The organism is Sphingobium sp. Z007 (genome assembly GCF_900013425.1).
Classification (GTDB): Bacteria; Pseudomonadota; Alphaproteobacteria; order Sphingomonadales; family Sphingomonadaceae; genus Sphingobium.
On sequence record NZ_FBXK01000001.1, the window covers coordinates 151,296 to 157,500 of the forward strand.

The 6,205-nt window shown below is 65.7% G+C and carries 4 protein-coding genes and 1 rRNA gene (1 of these 5 running past the window's edge); 4 read left to right on the forward strand and 1 reads right to left on the reverse strand.

The window, feature by feature from the left end; genetic code table 11:
* Nucleotides 1-28: 28 nt before the first annotated feature.
* Nucleotides 29-589: a DUF3237 domain-containing protein gene (locus tag CEQ44_RS00685; RefSeq protein WP_088184567.1), complete on the reverse strand. Its 561-nt coding sequence runs from the start codon at nucleotides 587-589 to the stop codon at nucleotides 29-31.
* Between the two features lie 230 nt (nucleotides 590-819).
* Here CEQ44_RS00685 and CEQ44_RS00695 point away from each other — a divergent pair, with 230 nt between their 5' ends.
* The 4 genes from CEQ44_RS00695 to CEQ44_RS00710 form a co-directional block, all read left to right on the forward strand.
* The gene (locus CEQ44_RS00695; RefSeq protein ID WP_088184566.1) at nucleotides 820-3,243 is read left to right on the forward strand and encodes a hypothetical protein; all 2,424 of its coding nucleotides are present in this window, start codon (nucleotides 820-822) and stop codon (nucleotides 3,241-3,243) included.
* 171 nt (nucleotides 3,244-3,414) lie between these two features.
* Complete coding sequence (gene pobA / locus CEQ44_RS00700) at nucleotides 3,415-4,584, forward strand: 4-hydroxybenzoate 3-monooxygenase (RefSeq protein ID WP_088184602.1); 1,170 nt, start codon at nucleotides 3,415-3,417, stop codon at nucleotides 4,582-4,584.
* Between the two features lie 2 nt (nucleotides 4,585-4,586).
* A complete protein-coding gene (locus CEQ44_RS00705; protein ID WP_088184565.1) occupies nucleotides 4,587-5,597 on the forward strand; it encodes an aldo/keto reductase in 1,011 nt (336 codons plus the stop codon).
* Between the two features lie 575 nt (nucleotides 5,598-6,172).
* Nucleotides 6,173-6,205: ribosomal RNA gene (locus CEQ44_RS00710) — 16S ribosomal RNA — on the forward strand (it continues 1,456 nt past the right edge of the window).

Sequence of the window (6,205 nt, forward strand, 5' to 3'; positions counted from 1 at the left end):
TGCCCCTCTATCTTATTCCTTGTCAGTGTCAGCCGACCGCGAAAATGTCCAGTGCGACATGGTCCTTGAACCGGGCGGCGGTGCACAGGAATATGGTGCGGCCAAGCCAGGCGTGCGGGCCATCGCCCGCCACCTCGAAACGCGGGGTGGTGCGGAAATAATAGAGAGCGGGGTCCACCACCTCGCCCGCCGCGATCCGCGCCAGCACCGGCGCGGGACCATGGCGATAGCCCGGATTGACGACGGAGATGATCGCGCCGTCATCCGTTTGCAGCGAATAGCGGGCGAGGATATCGGCGGTGCCGTCAGCCCGGATCGATTGCCAGTCCGCGCCGCCGGGCAGGACGTTGCCGGTGAGGCGGGGGCCATCGACGCTTCCGCCGGTGATGGGGATGACCCGTTTGCGCACGCCATCGACCATGCCCAGTTCCTGCGGCGCGCCGATCAGGACGCGCAGGCGCATGGCGAGGCTGAGCGGCGGGGTGGCGAGCGCGCCGCCTGGCGCCGCGGCGAGCGGGGCGGCGGCACCGGCAAGAGCGAGGCTTGGCATGGCCTTGAGCAGGCCGCGGCGGTGCATGTCGCTGGTCATCGTCTCTCCCTATCCGCCGACGCGGCTACGTCTTGCCACGGGCATAGAGGATGACGGCGTGATGGCCAATATGGCTAGCGATATTGCCCCAAGACAGGCCGATTCCAGGGAAGGCCATGCCGCGTCGCTGGAGCGGGCAGGGGCGGGCAACGTCATCCTTCCGCTTGGCTTCTGCCTGACCATATGGGAAAGGCGCTTGGGGGGCCGTGAAACTGGATGCCGGATTACATATGAAGCCCTTGCCGATCGACAGGATGATGCGGACCGCCCGCTGCGCGCTGGGCGGGCTGACGTTGGCCATGCTGACGCCCGCTGCGTTGGTTGCAGCGGAACCCGCACCGTTCGAATTGCCCGGCCCGGCGCTGGACATATTGGTGATGCGCGGCGACCAGAGCCTGCCGATCGCGCAGGTGCCAAGCCTCTCCGAAGGCGACCGGCTCTCGATCGAGGCGGACCTGCCCGCCGACCAGGGCGCGCGCTTCATCCTGGTGTCCGCCTTCCTGCGCGGCGCGACCAATCCGCCGCCCAAGGATTGGGTCCGGTTCGCCGAGACCTGGAAGAAGAAGGACAAGGACAAGGCGCTGGTGCTGACCGTGCCCAAGGGCGCGCGCCAGATGGTGTTGTTCCTGGTGCCGGACACTGGCGGCGCGGAAGGCGTGCTGTCGGATGCGGTGCGCGGCAAGCCGGGCGAGTTCGTGCGCGCGACGCAGGATCTCAATCAGGCCTCGCTCGACCGGTCGCGGCTGGACGCGTTCATGGCCGCGATCAAGGCGCAGGAAAACAGCCATCCCGAATATCTGCGCACCGTCGCGCCGACGCTGGCGCGCAGCCTGGCGATGAAGCTGAACGAGGAGTGCCTGTCCAAGGTGGTCGAGATGCAGGCGGCCTGCCTGCTCGACAATCGCGATACGCTGGTGCTGTCCGACGTGCATAGCAGTTCGATTGCCGAGACGCTGACCGGCGCGCCCACCGACCTGGCGCTGCAACTGGCGGCGACGCGCGAGGCGGGCTATGGTTTCTACAGTCCATATATCGGCGTGGTGCGCGATATCGCCAGGATATTCGGCGCGTTCAGCAGCCCCCAGTTCAATTATCTGCCCACGCTCAGCGTGCGCAAGCCCGACGGCATGTCGCTGTTGTTGAACGCCGCGCCGTCCTTCCAGAAGCCCAAGTCGGTGATGGTGGTCGCTATGCCTTCGATCGAGACGGACAGTCCCCCGCGTCTGCGCCGGGCCGGCGACGCGCCCATCTGCGTGGCGCGCGCGGGCACGGTGCTGCCGGTAGAGGGGGCGCCGCTTATCTTCTCCACCCCCTATGCGCGCGATGTGAAGCTGGCGCTGAAGACCGCGTCGGGCGAGACGATCGACCTGCCGCTGGAGGCGCGCGCCGACCGGGGCGGCTATGTGCTGACCGGCGGCGATGTGCCCCCGGCGTTCAAGGGCACGGTGCAGGGGCATCTGTATGGCCGCTGGGGTTTTGATCGGTTCGAGGGGCCGGACTTCATGGTGCAGATGCCCGATGCGGGCGGATGGACGGTTGAGGGCGATAGCGCTGCCCTGGTCGTCGGGCGCGACAATGGTCTGGTGTTGAAGGGTGGCGCGCCCGCGTGTGTGGAAAGCGTGATGTTGCGGCAGGGTGATGGCGCGCCTCAGGCGGTGGACTGGAAGGTGCAGGGGCGCGACGCGCTGGCGCTGACCGTGCCGCTGGCCGATCGCAAGCCCGGTGCGCTCAGCATCGAGGTCAAATATCAGGGCGTCGCCCAGCCAAGCGCGATTGCGCTGCGCAGCTATGCCCAGGCGAGCCGGCTGGACGGGCTGTTGCTTCACGCTGGGGACAAGGCGGCTGTGCTGTCCGGGCAACGGCTGGACCAGGTGGATAGCGTGGATGTGAACGGCCTGCTGCTGCGGCCGGACCGGCTGACCCGCGATGGGGCGGTGGACCGGCTGCGGCTGGTGGCGCAGGGCGATGCGGTGGCGCCCGATGCCGGCAGCGGGGCGACGGCGCGGGTCAAGCTGCACGACGGGCGGAGCGTGAGCCTGAACCTGACGGTGGCGGGGGCGCGGCCGCAGCTCAGCCTGCTGAGCAAGGATATCAGGCCGGGCGCGCCGCCTGCGAACGGCAGGGCGCTGGTGCTTGTCGGCGATAATCTGCTGCCGGACAATGGCCAGCTGGTCTTTTCGGTCCAGGCGGGCCAGGGCACGACGCTGAACGCCAGCGACGCGATCGAGGTCGCGCCGGTTGGCGATGGCGCGCCGATCCGATTGATCGCCGCCAACGGCCTGCGGCTGGAAAGCGCCCAGGTGATGGTCGCCACGCTGGACCCCAAAAGGATGGCTCCCGCTTTGTTCGGGCCGCTGCGCTTTCGTCTGCTGCGCGATGGCGAGGCGAGCGACTGGCAACCGCTAGTGACGCTGGCGCGGTTGCCGCAGATTGAGGCGGTGGCCTGTGCAGCGATGGCGGAGGGCTGCACGATCACAGGGCGCGACCTGTTCCTGATCGATGCGGTGGGCGCGACGCCGACGCTCGACCAGGCGGCGCAGGTAGCGCATGGCTATACCGGGTCTGCGTTGAAGGCGCCGGCGCCACAGGACGGCAAACTCTATCTGCGGCTGCGCGATGCGCCCGACAGCGTGGTGACGCTGCCTGCGGCCTGATCTGCGGCGGATAGTCCATCGCTGCCGGAGCCTGTTGGCCGTGAAGTCGTGATCTGCCGGCACAAGGTCGGTTGAATCGTCCAAATAAGGCGCTGGGTTGGCCATGGGCGCGCGCTGCGCCGCGCGGCATGATGCCCCTCAAATGCTGCATGGGACATGGAGAGGATCATCATGAAGACGCAGGTCGCGATCATAGGCGCCGGGCCCGCCGGGCTGATGCTGGGGCATTTGTTGCGCGCCGAGGGGATTGAGGCGGTGGTCGTGGAACGCGCGTCGCCCGACTATGTTCTGGGCCGCATCCGCGCCGGCGTGCTGGAGCGGACGACCACCGACCTGATGGACCAATTGGGGCTGGGCGCGCGGATGCATGCCGAAGGCCTGCCGCATGACGGCTTTCATCTGGCCGATGGCGAGCGGCTGATCCGCATCGACATCGCGGCGCTGACCGGCAGGCAGGTGATGGTCTATGGCCAGACCGAAGTGACCCGCGACCTGATGGAGGCAGCGCCCGAACGCGGGCTGGAGGTGATCTATGACGCCGCCGACGTGGCGCTGCACGATGTCGACAGCGACGCGCCCTATATCACCTACAGCAAGGATGGCGCGACCCACCGGATCGATACCCAGTTCCTGTGCGGTTGCGACGGCTTCCACGGTCCCTCGCGCAAGGCGATTCCGGCGTCGGTCGCGCGCCATTATGAGAAGGTCTATCCCTTCGGCTGGCTGGGTATCCTGGCGGACGTACCGCCGTGCAACCACGAACTGATCTACGCCAATCACGAACGCGGCTTCGCGCTCGCATCGATGCGGTCGGAAACGCGCAGCCGCTATTATGTGCAGGTGGCGCTGGACGAGAAGATCGAGGACTGGTCCGACGACCGGCTGTGGGACGAACTGGCGATCCGGCTGGGGCCGGAGGCGGCCGCGCATATGACGCGTGGTCCGGCGCTGGAAAAGTCGATCGCGCCGCTGCGCTCCTTCGTATTCGAACCGATGCGCCATGGCCGGTTGATGCTGGCGGGCGATAGTGCGCATATCGTGCCGCCGACCGGCGCAAAGGGCCTGAACCTGGCGATGTCGGACGTGCATTACCTGTCGCAGTCGTTGATCGCTTACTTCAAGAGACATGACAGCGACGCGGTGGCCGGCTATTCGGACAAGGCGCTGGCCCGCGTCTGGAAATCCGAACGCTTTTCATGGCAATTGACGACATTGATGCACCGCTTCCCCGACAGCGATGCGTTCGATCGCCGGATGCAGGTCGCCGACTTGGACTATATCGCTTCTTCGGTCGCGGCGCAGACGACGATCGCGGAAAATTATGTAGGATTACCCCTGTAGCTATGCCCAGCCTCCCTACGCGTACCATCGGCCCGTTCACCGTGTCGGCTATCGGCCTTGGCTGCATGAACCTGTCCCACGCCTATCTGCCGCGCCCCGACGCGGTGGACGCGGAACGGCTGCTGCGCCATGCGCTCGATGTCGGCGTGACGTTTTTCGACACCGCGGCGCTCTATGGCTTCGGCGCGAATGAGGAATTGCTGGGCCGTACGCTGATGGACCGGCGGGGGGACTTCACCCTGGCCAGTAAATGCGTGCTGGGGGAGATTGACGGCAAGCGGGGGCTGGATGGATCGCCCGCGGCGATCGGCAAGGTGCTGGAGGATTCGCTGCGGCGGCTCAAGGTCGATCATATTGATCTCTATTATCTCCACCGGCTCGATCCCAAGGTGCCGATCGAGGACTCGGTCGGCGCGCTGGTACGGGCCAAGGAGGCTGGCAAGATCGGCGCGATCGGCCTGTCGGAAATGTCGGCGGCGACGCTGCGCCGCGCCCACGCCGTGCATCCGATCGCGGCGATGCAGACCGAATATTCGCTCTGGACCCGCAACGCCGAGGTGGCGGTGCTGGACGCCTGCGCGCAATTGGGTACGGGCTTCGTCGCCTTCTCCCCGGTCGGGCGCGGGCTGCTGGCGGGTAACCCAAACGCAGCAGCTCTGCCGCAGGGCGACATTCGCGCTTCGATGCCTCGCTTCCAGGCGCCCCATTTGGCGGCGAACCTGGCATTGGTGGAGGGGTTGAAGGCGTTGGCCGATCAGGCCGACTGCACGGCGGCGCAACTGTGCCTGGCCTGGCTGCTGGCCAAGGGCGACCATGTCGTGCCGATTCCCGGCACGACCAGCATCGCCCATCTCGACGAGGATCTGGCGACCTTGGCGCGTGTCTGGCCGGATGATCTGATCGCGGCGGTCGAGGCTCTGTTCCCTCTCACCGCACCGTCCGGCCCGCGCTATCCACGTGAGGCGCAGGCCCAGGTCGACACCGAATGCTGGGCGGGAGAGCCATTGGCCTGAATCGGGCGATTCTCGTGCTTTCAACGGGCGGTTCGGGGTTGATGGAGAGGGAGATGCCTTCCAAGCCCTCTTGCATGTGAGGATGTTGAGGAGCGCTGAAACGTGGCTTGGTTTCCGCCTTTGGTTTGGAAGACCTTGTTTTAGCTGCGTCACAAATTTGACGCGTGGGGATTTTTTGTGTTGACCGACTCGCGAGCGCCACTTAGAGGGCTGTTCACCGGACGGGACGGCGGCTTTGTGGCGCTGGACTGTTTGGTTGCCGACATAGACGGGCACTAGTCCTCCGAGACGCAAGGATCGGGGAGGCGAAGTTGTCCGCTTCTGGTGTCGGTATGGTTCTTTGACATTGTTGGATAGATGAAGGGACATGTGGGCGGCGGCTCCGGTTATTCACGGCTTTCAGGCGTGGATGGATCGGTTAAATTAGGCCGTTCCTTATTGGAGCTTGCCGGGCTTAGGCTTGGTGGGTTGTCTATATGTCTCAGTATATTCCACTAGAATATATTGTGCAGGAATGGCTCCTGGAAATGAGCGGTATATATTGGCCTTATTCCGGCTGGTATGTATCGGACATCAAACTTGAGAGTTTGATCCTGGCTCAGAACGAA